Raw genomic sequence first — 17066 nt, 5'->3', positions numbered from 1 at the left:
CCATCGCGGATGCCACCGATCAGGTCGCGCAACGTGGTGCCCATGCGCTGGATACCTTGCTGCAGGACACCCAGTTCATCACCACGGGTCACGACCATGTCTTGGGTGAGATCGCCTGCCGCAATGCGATTGACCACCGCCAATGTGTCCTGCAATGGCCGCGTAATCTGGCGAGTGATGATCATGGCCGCAAGAATCCCCAACAACATCGCCAAGGCCGTGCAGCTCAGTTGCAGGATGCGGGCCTGGGCGCTGTCTTCGTCACGGGAGACCAGTTGGCTGGCATACATTTCGTCAGACAGGCGGCTGATAGTGTCACCCAAATCGATGGTGTCCTGAACGGCCTTGCCAATGGCCTGGTTACTGGCGGTGAAGTCCTGCACCGAACGGCGGTAAGCAATCAGTGCGGTTTCCAGCTGCTTGATGGTGTCGGCATAGGTCGGGCCGAAAGCGTTGTTGAGGGTTTCGATGCCCTTGAGCGCATTTTCGAGCTGACGGGTGGCGGCTTGTTCGGTGGTGCTGTTGGGGTTGCCGGTGTAGCCACGCACTTCATAACGCACCAGCGCCACGTCCTCCTTGGCCTTGAGAATGATCCTGTACAACTCGAAACGGCGCTCATCCGAGGCAGGCATCGCTTCTACGTCATCGATGACCTTGGCAATCAACCCGGCGCCCTTGACCGCATTGACACCCATCTCCTTGCGCATGGCTGCGTCATTGCGATACGCCTCGCGCATCGTATTCAGTGCCACTTGATACTGCTTGCTGGCCTGCTCGATCAGCGCAAGTTTTTTCAGGTTTTCGGGTTTTCTCAACTCGTTCGCAAGGCTTTTCTGCTTGGCGACAAACTGCTCCAGCGACGCCTGGATCAATGCCCCCTTTTGTTCATCGCCCTTGTCCAACTGGTATTGCAAGCGAGCCCTGCGCAGGTGATCAAGTAGGTCGCCGAGCTCGGTAATGCTGGTCATTCGATCAGTGCGCTCGACTATTTTTTCCAGGCTGAACCAGCCGGTCGCGGCAAGGATAGCGGTCAGAAGCAGCACAACGGCAAAGCCCAAAGCCAACTTGAGCATGACGCTCATATTCGCGAACCAAGAATTCATGACATTCCTTTGGTAATCAGCCGCGAACGATGGGAACTGACGCAGCTATCTATGAAGGGGGCGATTGTCTAATCAATATTGATATAGATGATTAGGTGGGAGAGCGGCAAAGATAGCTATTTGCCATCAATCCTTCAAGGCTCTAGGCCAAGCTCTTACCGATTGTTTGCTGGAAAAGCGGTTTCGCTTAACGCTCCAGTGTCCCAGGCGCAATTGCTGGAGGGGCTGGGCCGAGCGACCTCGATCTGATGGCCGAGGTTTTTCTACCCGTTTTCTCTGAAGCCCCCTACGCTGCAAGAGCAAGCCTGCACCTGTGGGAGCAGTCCCTCATGCAGATCCAACCTCGCCGAGCCCTTCCCTTCGGCGCGCCGATAGAAAAATTGATCGAACGCAGCATTGGACAGTCCGAAAAGGAGTAAAACGTCCGACGCTGACAATTGCAGTAGCGACGATGTAAGACAGCCTTTCAGGCAGGACACTAAGTGCACTGTGGAAAAGGCCGATACAGATAATAATAATTATCATTTGGAAGTCGTTATCATTGTTACATTCCGCACGAAATATTATTGATCAATAGCCGGCCAACGCCCACGGGGCCGGGGCCGCAGGGTTCCGGAGGCAAGCTATGTCCTTATTCCAATAAATAATTTCGCTATAGGAATTTTACTTGCCCGGTGTTTAGCCATAAAATCACCGCGATTGATTGCTGCGACATATCGTCACTGCTTTATTTCATTCAAGCTCAGAGACCTTTGCTCTCTGTTAAGGATTTCCAGCATGTCCGAAGCGACAGGACTCATGGCCCACAATTGGGGCTTTGCCATTTTCCTTCTGGGCGTTGTTGGCCTGTGTGCTTTCATGCTCGGTGTGTCGAGCCTGCTTGGGTCAAAAGCCTGGGGCCGCAGCAAAAATGAACCGTTCGAGTCCGGCATGCTGCCTACCGGTGGCGCCCGCTTGCGGCTCTCAGCCAAATTCTATCTGGTCGCGATGCTGTTCGTGATCTTCGATATCGAAGCCCTCTTTCTCTTTGCATGGTCTGTGTCCGTCCGCGAAAGCGGCTGGACCGGATTCGTCGAAGCGCTCGTTTTCATAGCAATTCTGTTGGCAGGTCTTGTCTACCTTTACCGGGTGGGGGCACTTGATTGGGCTCCGGAAGCTCGGCGCAAGCGGCAAGCGAAGCTGAAACAATGAGGCTTTGGCAATGCAATACAATCTCACCAGGATCGACCCCGATGCTCCTAACGAGCAGTATCCGATTGGCAAGCGGGAAACCGTCGCCGATCCGTTAGAAGATCAAGTCCACAAGAACATCTTCATGGGCAAGCTCGAAGACGTGCTGAACAGCACGGTCAACTGGGGTCGCAAGAACTCCCTGTGGCCGTACAACTTCGGCCTTTCGTGCTGCTACGTGGAAATGACCACCGCCTTCACGGCGCCCCACGACATCGCGCGCTTTGGCGCCGAGGTGATCCGGGCATCGCCACGCCAGGCGGATTTCATGGTTATCGCCGGTACCTGCTTCATCAAGATGGCGCCGATCATCCAGCGTCTCTACGAGCAAATGCTCGAGCCCAAGTGGGTCATCTCCATGGGTTCGTGCGCCAACTCCGGTGGCATGTACGACATCTACTCTGTCGTTCAAGGGGTGGACAAGTTCCTGCCCGTGGACGTCTACGTGCCCGGCTGCCCGCCTCGCCCTGAAGCTTTCCTGCAAGGCTTGATGCTGTTGCAGGAGTCGATTGGCCAGGAGCGTCGCCCACTGTCCTGGGTCGTTGGCGATCAAGGCGTCTATCGCGCCGAGATGCCGTCGCAAAAGGAACAGCGCCGCGAACAGCGTATCGCAGTCACCAACCTGCGCAGCCCCGACGAAGTCTGATCCAGCTCTGCTCTGTACAAGAAACGAGAACCTGGCTTCATTCTTTACGTTGACCGAAAGCGATAAATAACCATGACTACAGGCAGTGCTCTGTACATCCCGCCTTACAAGGCAGACGATCAGGATGTGGTCGTCGAACTGAACAACCGTTTTGGCCCCGAGGCGTTCACCGCCCAGCCGACCCGTACCGGCATGCCGGTGCTTTGGGTCGCCCGCGCCAAACTCGTCGAAGTCCTGACTTTCCTGCGCAACCTGCCCAAGCCGTACGTCATGCTCTATGACCTGCACGGCGTGGATGAGCGCCTGCGCACCAAGCGTCAAGGGCTGCCCGACGGCGTCGATTTCACCGTGTTCTATCACTTGATGTCGATCGAGCGTAATAGTGACGTAATGATCAAGGTCGCCTTGTCCGAGAGCGACCTCAGCGTGCCGACCGTGACCGGCATCTGGCCGAACGCCAACTGGTACGAGCGTGAAGTGTGGGACATGTTCGGGATCGATTTCCCCGGCCACCCGCACCTGTCGCGCATCATGATGCCACCGACCTGGGAAGGTCACCCGCTGCGCAAGGACTTCCCGGCCCGTGCCACCGAGTTCGACCCGTTCAGCCTGTCCCTGGCCAAGCAACAGCTCGAGGAGGAAGCCGCGCGCTTCAAGCCTGAAGACTGGGGCATGAAGCGTTCGGGCGCCAACGAGGACTACATGTTCCTCAACCTGGGTCCGAACCACCCTTCGGCCCACGGTGCGTTCCGCATCATCCTGCAACTGGACGGCGAAGAGATCGTCGACTGCGTGCCGGACATCGGCTACCACCACCGTGGCGCCGAGAAAATGGCCGAGCGCCAGTCCTGGCACAGCTTCATCCCGTACACCGACCGTATCGACTACCTCGGCGGCGTGATGAACAACCTGCCGTACGTACTGTCGGTGGAGAAACTGGCCGGGATCAAGGTCCCGGAGAAGGTCGACGTCATCCGCATCATGATGGCCGAGTTCTTCCGCATCACCAGCCACCTGCTGTTCCTGGGTACCTATATCCAGGACGTGGGGGCGATGACGCCGGTGTTCTTCACCTTCACCGACCGCCAGAAGGCCTACACGGTGATCGAAGCCATCACCGGTTTCCGCCTGCACCCGGCCTGGTACCGCATCGGCGGCGTGGCCCACGACCTGCCGCGCGGCTGGGAAAAGCTGGTCAAGGACTTCGTCGAGTGGATGCCCAAGCGCCTGGACGAATACACCAAGGCCGCCCTGCAGAACAGCATCCTCAAGGGTCGTACCATCGGGGTCGCCGCCTACAACACCAAGGAGGCCCTGGAATGGGGCGTCACCGGTGCCGGCCTGCGTTCCACCGGTTGCGACTTCGACCTGCGCAAGGCGCGCCCCTACTCCGGCTACGAAAACTTCGAGTTCGAAGTACCGCTGGCGGCCAACGGTGACGCCTATGACCGCTGCATGGTTCGCGTCGAGGAAATGCGCCAGAGCATCAAGATCATCGACCAATGCCTGCGCAACATGCCGGAAGGTCCGTACAAGGCGGATCACCCGCTGACCACGCCGCCGCCCAAAGAGCGCACGCTGCAGCACATCGAGACCCTGATCACGCACTTCCTGCAGGTTTCGTGGGGCCCGGTCATGCCGGCCAACGAATCCTTCCAGATGATCGAAGCGACCAAGGGCATCAACAGTTATTACCTGACGAGCGACGGCGGCACCATGAGCTACCGCACCCGGATTCGCACCCCAAGCTACCCGCACCTGCAGCAGATCCCTTCCGTGATCAAGGGCAGCATGGTCGCGGACTTGATCGCGTACCTGGGTAGTATCGATTTCGTTATGGCCGACGTGGACCGCTAAGCATGAACAGCACGCTTATCCAGACTGACCGTTTCGCCCTGAGCGAAACCGAGCGCTCGGCCATCGAGCACGAGCTGCATCACTACGAAGACCCGCGCGCGGCGTCGATCGAAGCCCTGAAGATCGTCCAGAAGGAACGTGGCTGGGTGCCCGACGGCGCGCTCTACGCCATCGGCGAGATCCTCGGCATCCCGGCCAGCGACGTCGAAGGCGTCGCCACCTTCTATAGCCAGATTTTCCGCCAGCCAGTCGGCCGTCACATCATTCGCGTCTGCGACAGCATGGTCTGCTACATCGGCGGCCACGAATCGGTGGTCGGCGAGCTCCAGAGCAAGCTGGGCATCGGCCTGGGCCAGACCACCGCCGACGGCCGCTTCACCCTGCTGCCGGTGTGCTGCCTGGGCAACTGCGACAAGGCGCCGGCGCTGATGATCGACGACGACACCTTCGGTGACGTCAAACCAGATGGCGTCGCCAAACTGCTGGAGGGCTACGTATGACCCTGACTTCCTTCGGGCCCGCCAACCGCATCCAGCGTTCGGCCGAAACCCATCCCCTGACCTGGCGTCTGCGTGACGACGGCGAAGCGGTGTGGCTGGACGAGTACCAGGCCAAGAACGGCTACGCCGCCGCGCGCAAAGCGTTCGCCGACATGGCCAGCGACGACATCGTCCAGACCGTGAAAGACTCCGGCCTCAAGGGCCGTGGCGGCGCGGGCTTCCCCACGGGCGTGAAGTGGGGCCTGATGCCCAAGGACGAATCCATCAACATCCGTTACCTGCTGTGCAACGCGGATGAAATGGAACCCAACACCTGGAAAGACCGCATGTTGATGGAGCAACTGCCCCATCTGCTGATCGAAGGCATGCTGATCAGCGCCCGTGCGCTGAAGACCTACCGTGGCTACATCTTCCTGCGTGGCGAATACACCACCGCCGCCAAGCACCTGAACCGTGCCGTGGAAGAAGCCAAGGCCGCGGGCCTGCTGGGCAAGAACATCCTGGGCAGCGGCTTCGATTTCGAGCTGTTCGTCCACACCGGTGCCGGGCGCTACATCTGCGGTGAAGAAACCGCGCTGATCAACTCCCTGGAAGGCCGCCGCGCCAACCCGCGCTCCAAGCCGCCCTTCCCTGCCGCCGTGGGCGTGTGGGGCAAGCCGACCTGCGTGAACAACGTCGAGACCCTGTGCAACGTGCCGGCGATCATCGCCGACGGCGTGGACTGGTACAAATCCCTGGCCCGCGACGGCAGCGAAGACATGGGCACCAAGCTCATGGGCTTCTCCGGCAAGGTCAAGAACCCTGGCCTGTGGGAACTGCCGTTCGGCATCACCGGCCGCGAGCTGTTCGAAGACTACGCCGGCGGCATGCGCGACGGCTACACGCTCAAGTGCTGGCAGCCCGGTGGCGCCGGTACCGGTTTCCTGTTGCCGGAACACCTGGACGCACAAATGTACGCCGGCGGCATCGCCAAAGTGGGCACCCGCATGGGTACCGGCCTGGCCATGGCGGTGGACAACAGCGTCAACATGGTGTCGTTGCTGCGCAACATGGAAGAGTTCTTCTCCCGTGAGTCCTGCGGTTTCTGCACCCCTTGCCGCGACGGCCTGCCGTGGAGCGTCAAACTGCTGCGAGCCATTGAAAACGGCGAAGGCCAGGCCGGCGACATCGAGACCCTGCTGGGTCTGGTGGGTTTCCTCGGCCCAGGCAAGACCTTCTGTGCTCACGCACCGGGTGCCGTGGAGCCGTTGGGCAGCGCGATCAAATACTTCCGCCCTGAATTCGAGGCCGGCATCGCGCCAACGCGCGCCGGGGACCTCAATCAGGTGGTCACGCCGACCATGGTCGGCGCGTAACGACGCTTTAAAAGGCGAAGGGTCCGTGCCCTTCGCCTTTCGTCCGATGACGCCTTTCACCCAGGCTGTTTGGATTCGGACGAACAACAAGATTCCATTAGCCACGCCCGCTGACACCGGGCCAACGAAGAACTTTGAACCATGGCCACTATCCACGTAGACGGCAAAGAGCTCGAAGTCGATGGCGCAGACAACCTGTTACAGGCATGTCTGTCCCTGGGCCTCGACATTCCTTATTTCTGCTGGCACCCCGCCCTTGGCAGCGTTGGCGCTTGTCGCCAGTGCGCGGTCAAGCAGTACACCGACGAGAACGACAAGCGTGGTCGGATCGTCATGTCCTGCATGACCCCCGCCACCGACGGCAGCTGGATCTCCATCGACGACGAAGAAGCGAAAGTGTTTCGCGCCAGCGTCGTCGAATGGCTGATGACCAACCACCCTCACGACTGCCCGGTCTGTGAGGAAGGCGGCCACTGCCACCTGCAAGACATGACCGTGATGACCGGCCACAACGAGCGCCGCTATCGCTTCACCAAGCGCACCCACCAGAACCAGGACCTCGGCCCGTTCATCTCCCACGAGATGAACCGCTGCATCGCCTGCTACCGTTGCGTGCGTTTCTACAAGGACTACGCCGGCGGCACCGACCTGGGCGTGTTCGGTGCCCACGACAACGTGTACTTCGGTCGCGTCGAAGACGGCACCCTGGAAAGCGAGTTCTCCGGCAACCTCACCGAGGTCTGCCCGACCGGTGTGTTCACCGACAAGACTCACTCCGAGCGCTACAACCGCAAGTGGGACATGCAGTTCTCGCCGAGCATCTGCCATGGCTGCTCCAGCGGCTGCAACATTTCCCCGGGCGAGCGCTACGGTGAACTGCGGCGCATCGAAAACCGCTTCAACGGCTCGGTCAACCAGTACTTCCTGTGTGACCGTGGCCGTTTCGGTTATGGCTACGTCAACCGCAAGGATCGCCCACGCCAACCGCAACTGGCGGACGGCGCCAAGCTGAGCCTGGACGAAGCGCTGGACAAAGCCGCCGAACTGCTGCGCGGGCGCAACATCGTCGGCATCGGTTCGCCACGGGCCAGCCTGGAAAGCAACTACGCCCTGCGTGAACTGGTCGGCGCCGAGCACTTCTACAGCGGCATCGAAGCCGGCGAGCTGGAACGCATCCGCCTGGTGCTGCAAGTGCTCAAGGACAGCCCGCTGCCGGTGCCGACGATGCGCGACATCGAAGACCACGACGCGGTGTTCGTCCTGGGTGAAGACCTGACCCAGACCGCCGCCCGCATGGCCTTGGCCCTGCGCCAATCGGTCAAGGGCAAGGCCGAGGACATGGCCGACGCCATGCGCGTGCAGCCATGGCTCGACGCCGCCGTGAAGAACATCGGCCAGCACGCGCTGAACCCGCTGTTCATCGCCAGCCTCGCTGAAACCAAGCTCGACGACGTCGCCGAAGAATGCGTCCACGCCGCTCCGGACGACCTGGCCCGCATCGGTTTCGCCGTGGCCCACGCCCTGGACGCCAGCGCCCCGGCCGTCGACGGCCTGGACAGCGAAGCGGCCGCCCTGGCCCAGCGCATCGCCGACGCCCTGCTGGCGGCCAAGCGCCCATTGATCATCGCCGGCACCTCCCTGGGCTCCAAGGCCTTGATCGAAGCCGCCGCCAACATCGCCAAGGCCTTGAAGCTACGCGAGAAGAACGGTTCCATCAGCCTGATCGTGCCGGAAGCCAACAGCCTCGGCCTGGCCATGCTCGGTGGCGAATCGGTGGACGCAGCCCTGCAAGCGGTGATCGACGGCAGTGCCGACGCCATCGTCGTGCTGGAAAACGACCTCTACACCCGCACCGACAAAGCCCGGGTGGACGCCGCCCTGAACGCCGCGAAAGTGGTGATCGTCGCCGACCACCAGAAAACCGCCACCACCGACCGCGCCCACCTGGTGCTGCCGGCGGCGAGCTTCGCCGAAGGCGACGGTACGCTGGTCAGCCAGGAAGGCCGCGCCCAGCGCTTCTTCCAGGTGTTCGACCCGACTTACCTGGACGCCAGCATCCTGGTCCACGAAGGCTGGCGCTGGCTGCATGCCCTGCGCGCCACCCTGCTGAACCAGCCGGTGGACTGGACGCAACTGGACCACGTCACCGCCGCCGTCGCCTCGAGCAGCCCGCAACTGGCTCGCATCGTCGATGCCGCGCCATCGGCTTCGTTCCGCATCAAGGGCCTGAAACTGGCGCGCGAACCGCTGCGCTACTCCGGTCGCACCGCCATGCGCGCCAACATCAGCGTCCACGAGCCACGCACCTCCCAGGATAAGGACACCGCATTCGCGTTCTCCATGGAAGGTTACTCGGGCTCCGCCGAACCGCGCTCGCAAGTGCCGTTCGCCTGGTCGCCGGGCTGGAACTCGCCGCAAGCCTGGAACAAGTTCCAGGACGAAGTCGGTGGTCACCTGCGTGCTGGCGACCCGGGCACCCGCCTGATCGAAAGCCAGGGCGATGGCCTGAGCTGGTTCGCCAGCGTGCCACGCGCCTTCAACCCGGCACCGGGCACCTGGCAGGTCGTGCCGTTCCATCACCTGTTCGGCAGCGAAGAGAACTCTTCCAAGGCCGCACCGGTGCAGGAACGCATCCCGGCCGCCTACGTGGCGCTGGCCAAGTCCGAAGCCGACCGCCTGGGCGTCAATGACGGCGCCCTGCTGAGCCTGAACGTGGCTGGCCAGACCTTGCGTCTGCCGCTGCGCATCAATGAAGAACTGGGCGCCGGCCTGGTGGCCCTGCCGGCCGGCCTGGCGGGTATTCCACCGGCGATATTCGGCAAAACCGTCGACGGTCTGCAGGAGGCAGCGCAATGAGCTGGTTCACCCCTGAAGTGATCGATGTGATCCTGACGGTCCTCAAGGCCATCGTGATCCTGCTGGCCGTGGTGGTCTGCGGGGCACTGCTGAGCTTCGTCGAACGTCGCCTGCTGGGCTGGTGGCAGGACCGCTACGGTCCGAACCGCGTCGGCCCGTTCGGCATGTTCCAGATCGCCGCCGACATGGTGAAAATGTTCTTCAAGGAAGACTGGACGCCACCGTTCGCCGACAAGGTGATCTTCACCCTGGCCCCGGTCGTGGCCATGAGCGCCTTGTTGATCGCCTTCGCGATCATCCCGATCACCCCGACCTGGGGCGTGGCGGACCTGAACATCGGCCTGCTGTTCTTCTTCGCCATGGCCGGCCTGTCGGTGTACGCGGTGCTGTTCGCCGGCTGGTCGAGCAACAACAAGTTCGCCCTGCTGGGCAGCCTGCGGGCCTCGGCCCAGACCGTGTCCTACGAAGTGTTCATGGGCCTGGCGCTCATGGGCATCGTGATCCAGGCCGGCTCGTTCAACATGCGCGACATCGTCGAGTACCAGGCCCAGAACCTGTGGTTCATCATTCCGCAGTTCTTCGGTTTCTGTACCTTCTTCATCGCTGGCGTGGCCGTGACTCACCGTCACCCCTTCGACCAGCCGGAAGCGGAGCAGGAACTGGCCGACGGTTACCACATTGAATATGCCGGCATGAAATGGGGCATGTTCTTCGTCGGTGAATACATCGGCATCATCCTGATCTCGGCACTGCTGGTGACGCTGTTCTTCGGTGGCTGGCACGGTCCGTTCGGCATCCTGCCGCAACTGTCCTTCGTCTGGTTCGCCCTGAAGACCGCGTTCTTCATCATGCTGTTCGTCCTGCTGCGCGCCTCGATCCCGCGCCCACGCTACGACCAGGTGATGGATTTCAGCTGGAAATTCTGCCTGCCGCTGACCCTGATCAACATGCTGGTGACCGCTGCGATCGTTTTGATGAACGCGCCCGCGGCCGCGGTTCAGTGAGGATTTGACCCATGTTCAAATATATTGGCGACATCGTTAAGGGTACCGGTACCCAACTGCGAAGCCTGGTCATGATCTTCGGCCATGGCTTTCGCAAGCGCGACACCCTGCAATACCCGGAAGAACCGGTCTACCTGGCCCCCCGCTACCGTGGCCGCATCGTCCTGACCCGCGACCCCGACGGCGAAGAGCGCTGCGTGGCCTGCAACCTGTGCGCCGTGGCGTGCCCGGTGGGTTGCATCTCGCTGCAGAAAGCTGAAACCGAAGACGGTCGCTGGTACCCGGACTTCTTCCGCATCAACTTCTCGCGCTGCATTTTCTGCGGCCTCTGCGAGGAAGCCTGCCCGACCACCGCGATCCAGCTCACGCCGGATTTCGAAATGGCCGAGTTCAAACGTCAGGACCTGGTGTACGAGAAAGAAGATCTGCTGATTTCCGGTCCCGGTAAAAACCCTGATTACAACTTCTATCGTGTTGCAGGTATGGCCATTGCCGGTAAGCCAAAGGGCGCCGCGCAGAACGAAGCCGAACCGATCAACGTGAAGAGCTTGCTGCCTTAAGGAAGAAAGATGGAATTCGCTTTCTATTTCGCATCGGGTATCGCGGTGGTGTCCACGCTTCGTGTGGTCACCAACACCAACCCCGTGCACGCCCTGCTCTACCTGATCATTTCGCTGATCGCCGTGGCCATGACCTTCTTCGCCCTCGGCGCGCCGTTCGCCGGTGCCCTGGAAGTGATCGCCTACGCCGGCGCCATCATGGTGCTGTTCGTGTTCGTGGTGATGATGCTCAACCTCGGCCCGGCCGCGGTCCAGCAGGAACGCTCCTGGCTCAAGCCCGGCATCTGGGCGGGACCTGTGATCCTGTCCGCCCTGCTGCTGGGTGAACTGCTGTATGTGCTGTTCGCTCACCAGAGCGGCCAGGCCATCGGCCACACCACCGTAGGCGCCAAGGCCGTGGGCATCAGCCTGTTCGGTCCGTACCTGCTGGTGGTCGAACTCGCCTCGATGCTGCTGCTTGCCGCAGCCGTCACGGCGTTCCATTTGGGCCGTAACGAGGCGAAGGAGTAATCACATGCCTGCTATCCCTCTCGAACATGGCCTGGCGGTTGCCGGCATCCTGTTCTGTCTCGGTCTGGTCGGCCTGATGGTCCGCCGCAACATCCTGTTCGTGTTGATGAGCCTGGAGGTCATGATGAATGCCTCCGCCCTGGCCTTCATCGTCGCGGGCGCTCGCTGGGCGCAGCCGGATGGACAGATCATGTTCATCCTGGTGATCAGCCTGGCAGCCGCCGAGGCCAGTATCGGCCTGGCGATCCTGTTGCAGCTGTATCGCCGCTTCCACACTCTCGATATTGACGCTGCCAGCGAGATGCGCGGATGAACCTTCTCTTCCTGACTTTCATATTTCCTCTTGTCGGTTTCCTGCTGCTGTCGTTCTCCCGTGGACGCTGGTCGGAAAACCTGTCGGCGCTGGTTGGCGTGGGCTCCATCGGCCTGTCTGCCATCGTCACGGCCTACGTGATCTGGCAATTCAACGTCGCCCCGCCGGAAGGTGGCCGTTACGTGCAAGTGCTGTGGCAGTGGATGGCGGTGGAAGGCTTCACGCCGAACTTCGCCCTGTACCTGGACGGCCTGTCGGTCACCATGCTCGGCGTGGTGGTCGGCGTGGGTTTCCTGATCCACCTGTTCGCGTCCTGGTACATGCGCGGTGAAGCCGGTTATTCGCGCTTCTTCGCCTACACCAACCTGTTCATCGCCAGCATGCTGTTCCTGGTCCTCGGCGATAACCTGTTGTTCCTGTACTTCGGCTGGGAAGGCGTGGGCCTGTGCTCGTACCTGTTGATCGGTTTCTACTACAGCAACCGCAACAACGGCAACGCCGCACTCAAGGCGTTCATCGTGACCCGGATCGGCGACGTGTTCATGGCCATCGGCCTGTTCATCCTGTTCCAGCAACTGGGCACGCTGAACATCCAGGAACTGCTGGTCAAGGCACCCGAGCACTTCAAGGTCGGTGACTTCTGGATCGTTCTGGCGACCCTGATGCTGCTGGGTGGTGCCGTCGGTAAATCCGCGCAACTGCCGCTGCAGACCTGGCTGGCGGATGCGATGGCCGGCCCTACCCCGGTCTCGGCCCTGATCCACGCCGCGACCATGGTGACCGCCGGTGTCTACCTGATCGCCCGTACCCACGGCCTGTTCGCCCTGGCGCCGGACATCCTGCACCTGGTGGGCATTGTCGGCGGTGTGACCCTGGTGCTAGCCGGTTTTGCCGCCCTGGTGCAGACCGACATCAAGCGCATCCTCGCCTACTCGACCATGAGCCAGATCGGCTACATGTTCCTGGCCCTGGGCGTCGGTGCCTGGGAAGGCGCGATCTTCCACCTGATGACCCACGCCTTCTTCAAGGCCCTGCTGTTCCTGGCGTCCGGTGCGGTGATCGTGGCCTGCCACCACGAGCAGAACATCTTCAAGATGGGCGGCCTGTGGAAGAAGCTGCCGCTGGCCTACGCCAGTTTCATCGTCGGCGGCGCGGCCCTGGCGGCCCTGCCACTGGTGACCGCCGGTTTCTACTCCAAGGACGAGATCCTCTGGGAAGCGTTCGCCAGCGGTAACCAGGGCCTGCTCTATGCCGGCCTGGTGGGTGCGTTCATGACCTCGCTGTACACCTTCCGCCTGATCTTCATCGCGTTCCACGGTGAAGCCAAGACCGAAGCCCACGCCGGCCACGGCATTGCCCACTGGCTGCCACTGTCGGTGCTGATCGTGCTGTCGACCTTCGTCGGCGCCCTGATCACCCCACCCCTGGCCGATGTGCTGCCACAAAGCGTCGGCCATGCCGGCGGCGAAGCCAAGCACAGCCTGGAAATCGCCTCCGGCGCCATCGCCCTGGCCGGTATCCTGCTGGCCGCCCTGCTGTTCCTGGGCAAGCGTCGTTTCGTCACGGCGGTCGCCAACAGCGGCATCGGGCGACTCCTTTCGACCTGGTGGTTCGCCGCCTGGGGCTTCGACTGGATCTACGACAAACTGTTCGTCAAGCCATACCTTGCGATCAGCCACATTCTGCGCAAAGACCCGCTCGACCAGACCATCGGCCTGATCCCGCGCATGGCCAAGGGCGGCCACACCGCCCTGAGCCGTACCGAGACCGGTCAATTGCGTTGGTATGCGGCTTCCATGGCGGCTGGCGCCGTGCTGGTTATCGGCGCCATCGTGCTGGTAGCGGTCTGATATGAACCTTGCGAACTTGCGAAAGGAAACGAGCCCGTCATGATTCTGCCCTGGCTAATCCTGATCCCCTTCATCGGCGGCCTGCTGTGCTGGATCGCGGAGCGTTCCAGCTCCACGCTCCCGCGCTGGATTGCGCTGCTGACCATGTCCCTGGAACTCGCGCTCGGCCTCTGGCTGTGGGCGACCGGCGACTATTCATTCGCTCCGGCCCCTGGCGCCGATCCGACCTGGGCACTTGAGTTCAAGCACGCCTGGATCGCGCGCTTCGGCATCAGCGTGCACCTGGCCCTCGACGGCCTGTCGTTGCTGATGATCCTGCTGACCGGCCTGTTGGGTATTCTCTCGGTCCTCTGCTCCTGGAAAGAGATCCAGCGTCACGTCGGTTTCTTCCACCTGAACCTGATGTGGATCCTGGGCGGTGTCGTCGGCGTGTTCCTGGCGCTGGACCTGTTCATGTTCTTCTTCTTCTGGGAAATGATGCTGGTGCCGATGTACTTCCTCATCGCGCTCTGGGGTCACAGTTCTTCGGACGGCAAGAAAACCCGGATCTACGCGGCGACCAAGTTCTTCATCTTCACCCAGGCTTCCGGCCTGATCATGTTGGTGGCGATCCTTGGCCTGGTGCTGGTCAACTTCAACAACACCGGCGTGATTACCTTCAACTACGCCGACCTGTTGAAAGTGCAGATGTCGCGCACCACCGAGTACGTGCTGATGCTGGGCTTCTTCATCGCGTTCGCGGTGAAGCTGCCGGTGGTGCCGTTTCACTCCTGGCTGCCGGACGCCCACGCCCAGGCGCCGACCGCCGGTTCCGTGGACCTGGCGGGTATCCTGCTGAAGACCGCGGCCTACGGCCTGCTGCGCTTTGCCTTGCCGCTGTTCCCCAATGCCTCGGCGGAGTTCGCGCCGATTGCCATGACCCTGGGCCTGATCGGGATTTTCTACGGTGCGTTCCTGGCGTTCGCCCAGACCGACATCAAGCGCCTGATCGCGTTCTCCAGCGTTTCGCACATGGGCTTCGTGCTGATCGGGATCTATTCCGGCAGCCAACTGGCCCTGCAAGGCGCGGTGATCCAGATGCTCGCCCACGGTCTGTCGGCCGCCGCACTGTTTATCCTCAGCGGTCAGTTGTACGAACGCCTGCACACCCGGGACATGCGTGAGATGGGTGGCGTCTGGTCGCGCATCGCCTACCTGCCGGCCATCAGCCTGTTCTTCGCGGCCGCGTCCCTGGGCCTGCCGGGCACCGGCAACTTCGTCGGCGAGTTCCTGATCCTGATCGGCTCGTTCGTCAGTGCGCCTTGGATCACGGCGATTGCCACCTCTGGCCTGGTGTTCGGTTCGGTCTACTCGCTGATCATGATCCACCGCGCCTACTTCGGTCCGGCCAAGTCGGACGAAGTGTTGCGTGGCATGGACGGTCGCGAACTGACCATGGTGCTCGGCCTTGCGGTGCTGCTGGTTTACCTCGGTGTGTATCCGCAACCGTTCCTCGACACCTCTGCCGCCACGATGCATGGCGTGCAGCAGTGGCTCGGCACCGCCTTCTCTCAACTCGCTTCGGCCCGGTAAGAGCGCTATGGAATTCACGATTCAACACTTTATCGCGCTTGCGCCGCTGTTGATCACCAGCGCCACGATCATCGTGGTGATGCTGGCGATCGCCTGGCGGCGCAATCACTCGCAGACCTTCCTGCTGTCGGTGGCGGGGCTGAACCTGGCCTTGCTGTCGATTTTGCCGGCCCTGAAAGTCGCGCCACTGGCGGTCACGCCATTGATACAGATCGACAGCTTCGCCTGCCTCTACATGGCGTTGATCTTGGTCGCCACCCTGGCCTGCGTCACCCTCGCCCACGCCTACCTCGGCGATGGCGGCTCGGGTTACCCGGGCAACCGCGAAGAACTGTACCTGCTGATCCTGATGGCCGCCGCCGGTGGCCTGGTGCTGGTCAGCGCGCAGCACCTGGCCAGCCTGTTCATCGGCCTGGAGCTGCTGTCGGTACCGGTCTACGGCCTGGTGGCCTACGCCTTCTTCAACAAGCGTTCCCTGGAAGCCGGCATCAAGTACATGGTGCTGTCGGCGGCCGGTTCCGCGTTCCTGTTGTTCGGCATGGCCCTGCTCTACGCCGAAGCCGGCACCCTGAGCTTCGTCGGCATCGGCCAGGCCCTGGCGGCCACCGGCCTGCCTAGCCCGATCGCACAACTGGGCCTGGGCATGATGCTGATCGGCCTGGCGTTCAAGCTGTCGCTGGTACCGTTCCACCTCTGGACCCCGGACGTCTACGAAGGCGCCCCGGCGCCAGTGGCGGCGTTCCTGGCCACCGCGTCGAAAGTGGCGGTGTTCGCGGTCATGGTGCGGCTGTTCCAGATCTCGCCCGTGGCTAGCAGCGGTGTACTGAGCAACGTGCTGACCATCATCGCCATCGCGTCGATCCTGTTCGGTAACCTGCTGGCACTGACCCAGAGCAACCTCAAGCGTCTGCTGGGTTACTCGTCCATCGCCCACTTCGGCTACCTGCTGATCGCCCTGATCGCCAGCAAGGGCCTGGCCGTGGAAGCCATCGGCGTGTACCTGGTCACCTACGTCATCACCAGCCTCGGCGCCTTCGGCGTGATCACCCTGATGTCCTCGCCGTACAACGGTCGCGACGCCGACGCCCTGTACGAATACCGCGGCCTGTTCTGGCGCCGTCCGTACCTGACCGCCGTGCTGACCGTGATGATGCTGTCCCTGGCCGGCATCCCGCTGACCGCCGGCTTCATCGGCAAGTTCTACATCATCGCCACCGGCGTCGAGGCTCACCAATGGTGGCTGGTCGGCTCCCTGGTGCTGGGCAGTGCCATCGGCGTGTTCTACTACCTGCGCGTGATGGTCACCCTGTACCTGATGGAACCGAACCTGCGTCGTCACGATGCCGAGCTGCACTGGGAACAGAAGGCAGGCGGCGTGATGCTGCTGGCCATCGCCGTGTTGGCGTTCTTCCTTGGCGTGTACCCGCAGCCGTTGCTGACTTTGGTCCAGCAGGCGGGCTTGACGGGTTGATCGTCTAAGCGTCGTAACCACTGAAAATGCCCGTATCGCGAGATACGGGCATTTTTTTTGGCTCTCGTTCGCGAAGAATGATACGAGATAAGCGCGGACTGATTCAGGTCCTTGACGCTGCCACCTTATTCAATATGATTAACTTTGAATCAGATTGCTGTACAACGATACAAAATAAATCGCTAATCATCGGCCTGGAAGCGGTTGTTTGAGAAGGCTGGCTATTCCCGCCCATTGAT

Annotated in this window: 13 protein-coding genes and 1 pseudogene; 13 read left to right on the top strand and 1 reads right to left on the bottom strand. The window is 61.7% G+C overall.

Annotated features, from left to right (window positions below; all coding sequences use genetic code 11):
- Positions 1-83 precede the first annotated feature (83 nt).
- Positions 84-968: pseudogene (locus tag BM321_RS31255) on the bottom strand (methyl-accepting chemotaxis protein); the annotation flags it as partial.
- A gap of 912 nt (positions 969-1880) precedes the next feature.
- Here BM321_RS31255 and BM321_RS09845 point away from each other — a divergent pair.
- The 13 genes from BM321_RS09845 (at position 1881) to nuoN (ending at position 16827) form a co-directional block, all read left to right on the top strand.
- Positions 1881-2294, top strand: coding sequence for an NADH-quinone oxidoreductase subunit A (locus BM321_RS09845; protein WP_003203367.1), 414 nt, complete (start codon positions 1881-1883; stop codon positions 2292-2294).
- Between the two features lie 10 nt (positions 2295-2304).
- On the top strand, positions 2305-2979 hold the full coding sequence (locus tag BM321_RS09840; protein WP_030141322.1) for a NuoB/complex I 20 kDa subunit family protein: 675 nt from the start codon (positions 2305-2307) through the stop codon (positions 2977-2979).
- A 72-nt stretch (positions 2980-3051) separates the two neighbouring features.
- Positions 3052-4836 (top strand): NADH-quinone oxidoreductase subunit C/D, encoded by a 1785-nt coding sequence (gene nuoC / locus BM321_RS09835; protein WP_092196987.1) that lies wholly within the window; start codon positions 3052-3054, stop codon positions 4834-4836.
- 2 nt (positions 4837-4838) lie between these two features.
- Positions 4839-5336 (top strand): NADH-quinone oxidoreductase subunit NuoE, encoded by a 498-nt coding sequence (gene nuoE, locus BM321_RS09830; RefSeq protein ID WP_092196990.1) that lies wholly within the window; start codon positions 4839-4841, stop codon positions 5334-5336.
- Entirely contained in the window at positions 5333-6691 is a 1359-nt protein-coding gene (nuoF, locus tag BM321_RS09825; protein WP_092326736.1) for an NADH-quinone oxidoreductase subunit NuoF, read from the top strand. Before nuoE ends, nuoF begins: the two co-directional genes overlap by 4 nt.
- Before the next feature lie 141 nt (positions 6692-6832).
- Positions 6833-9547, top strand: coding sequence for an NADH-quinone oxidoreductase subunit NuoG (gene nuoG / locus BM321_RS09820; RefSeq protein ID WP_092442357.1), 2715 nt, complete (start codon positions 6833-6835; stop codon positions 9545-9547).
- Complete coding sequence (gene nuoH / locus BM321_RS09815) at positions 9544-10551, top strand: NADH-quinone oxidoreductase subunit NuoH (RefSeq protein ID WP_092442356.1); 1008 nt, start codon at positions 9544-9546, stop codon at positions 10549-10551. Before nuoG ends, nuoH begins: the two co-directional genes overlap by 4 nt.
- A gap of 11 nt (positions 10552-10562) precedes the next feature.
- The gene (nuoI, locus tag BM321_RS09810) at positions 10563-11111 is read left to right on the top strand and encodes an NADH-quinone oxidoreductase subunit NuoI (protein WP_003180051.1); all 549 of its coding nucleotides are present in this window, start codon (positions 10563-10565) and stop codon (positions 11109-11111) included.
- Positions 11112-11120: 9 nt separating this feature from the next.
- Complete coding sequence (gene nuoJ / locus BM321_RS09805; RefSeq protein ID WP_003180049.1) at positions 11121-11621, top strand: NADH-quinone oxidoreductase subunit J; 501 nt, start codon at positions 11121-11123, stop codon at positions 11619-11621.
- A gap of 4 nt (positions 11622-11625) precedes the next feature.
- Positions 11626-11934 carry an NADH-quinone oxidoreductase subunit NuoK gene (nuoK, locus tag BM321_RS09800; protein WP_003180046.1) on the top strand — a complete coding sequence of 103 codons (309 nt, stop codon included), beginning with the start codon at positions 11626-11628 and terminating at the stop codon, positions 11932-11934.
- Positions 11931-13784 (top strand): NADH-quinone oxidoreductase subunit L, encoded by a 1854-nt coding sequence (gene nuoL, locus BM321_RS09795; RefSeq protein ID WP_092442355.1) that lies wholly within the window; start codon positions 11931-11933, stop codon positions 13782-13784. Before nuoK ends, nuoL begins: the two co-directional genes overlap by 4 nt.
- Positions 13785-13823: 39 nt before the next feature.
- Positions 13824-15356 (top strand): NADH-quinone oxidoreductase subunit M, encoded by a 1533-nt coding sequence (gene nuoM, locus BM321_RS09790; protein WP_092442354.1) that lies wholly within the window; start codon positions 13824-13826, stop codon positions 15354-15356.
- 7 nt (positions 15357-15363) lie between these two features.
- The gene (gene nuoN, locus BM321_RS09785) at positions 15364-16827 is read left to right on the top strand and encodes an NADH-quinone oxidoreductase subunit NuoN (RefSeq protein ID WP_003203388.1); all 1464 of its coding nucleotides are present in this window, start codon (positions 15364-15366) and stop codon (positions 16825-16827) included.
- Positions 16828-17066 lie beyond the last annotated feature (239 nt).

It is taken from the genome of Pseudomonas sp. NFIX10, assembly GCF_900111955.1.
Taxonomy (GTDB): domain Bacteria; phylum Pseudomonadota; class Gammaproteobacteria; order Pseudomonadales; family Pseudomonadaceae; genus Aquipseudomonas; species Aquipseudomonas fluorescens_AA.
The sequence above is the reverse complement of the archived record's forward strand: the minus strand, read 5'-3'. Positions and strand labels throughout refer to the sequence as shown.

What these genes read in the sequence shown, in the direction of transcription:
- nuoC (WP_092196987.1), top strand. Translation starts at nt 3,052, where the DNA reads ATGACTACAGGCAGTGCTCTGTACATCCCGCCTTACAAGGCAGACGAT.
- nuoI (WP_003180051.1), top strand. Translation starts at nt 10,563, where the DNA reads ATGTTCAAATATATTGGCGACATCGTTAAGGGTACCGGTACCCAACTG.
- nuoH (WP_092442356.1), top strand. Translation starts at nt 9,544, where the DNA reads ATGAGCTGGTTCACCCCTGAAGTGATCGATGTGATCCTGACGGTCCTC.
- nuoM (WP_092442354.1), top strand. Translation starts at nt 13,824, where the DNA reads ATGATTCTGCCCTGGCTAATCCTGATCCCCTTCATCGGCGGCCTGCTG.
- nuoN (WP_003203388.1), top strand. Translation starts at nt 15,364, where the DNA reads ATGGAATTCACGATTCAACACTTTATCGCGCTTGCGCCGCTGTTGATC.
- BM321_RS09840 (WP_030141322.1), top strand. Translation starts at nt 2,305, where the DNA reads ATGCAATACAATCTCACCAGGATCGACCCCGATGCTCCTAACGAGCAG.
- nuoF (WP_092326736.1), top strand. Translation starts at nt 5,333, where the DNA reads ATGACCCTGACTTCCTTCGGGCCCGCCAACCGCATCCAGCGTTCGGCC.
- nuoL (WP_092442355.1), top strand. Translation starts at nt 11,931, where the DNA reads ATGAACCTTCTCTTCCTGACTTTCATATTTCCTCTTGTCGGTTTCCTG.
- nuoK (WP_003180046.1), top strand. Translation starts at nt 11,626, where the DNA reads ATGCCTGCTATCCCTCTCGAACATGGCCTGGCGGTTGCCGGCATCCTG.
- BM321_RS09845 (WP_003203367.1), top strand. Translation starts at nt 1,881, where the DNA reads ATGTCCGAAGCGACAGGACTCATGGCCCACAATTGGGGCTTTGCCATT.
- nuoG (WP_092442357.1), top strand. Translation starts at nt 6,833, where the DNA reads ATGGCCACTATCCACGTAGACGGCAAAGAGCTCGAAGTCGATGGCGCA.
- nuoE (WP_092196990.1), top strand. Translation starts at nt 4,839, where the DNA reads ATGAACAGCACGCTTATCCAGACTGACCGTTTCGCCCTGAGCGAAACC.
- nuoJ (WP_003180049.1), top strand. Translation starts at nt 11,121, where the DNA reads ATGGAATTCGCTTTCTATTTCGCATCGGGTATCGCGGTGGTGTCCACG.